A 271-nucleotide genomic window follows, 5' to 3' on the forward strand; every position below is an offset into this window, starting at 1 on the left:
GGACCGGGAAGCTTCATCCCCATACTGGAGGAAAGCGGATTCATTGTCGAAGTCGGGGCATGGGTCATGGATGCGGCCCTCGCGCAACTGGCGATCTGGCGCGCTGCCGGACGCAGGGGGCTTTGCATGTCGGTGAATGTGTCGGCGCGTCAACTCAGGGACGACACGATAGTCGCGGTGGTCGACCACGCGCTGCGCAAGCATGCATTGCCGCCACGTTGCCTCGAGATCGAATTGACCGAAAGCGCATTGATGGAAAACCCGTCGCTCG

The 271-nt window shown here is 61.6% G+C and carries 1 protein-coding gene; it reads left to right on the forward strand.

Annotation, left to right across the window (positions count from 1 at the left end; genetic code table 11):
* The coding region (locus tag SB822_RS57275) for an EAL domain-containing protein (protein WP_410859129.1) at positions 1 to 271 on the forward strand (271 nt) is incomplete at both ends.

Origin of the sequence: Paraburkholderia sp. SIMBA_054, from assembly GCF_046534875.1 — a bacterium.
In the GTDB taxonomy this organism is placed as follows: domain Bacteria; phylum Pseudomonadota; class Gammaproteobacteria; order Burkholderiales; family Burkholderiaceae; genus Paraburkholderia; species Paraburkholderia hospita.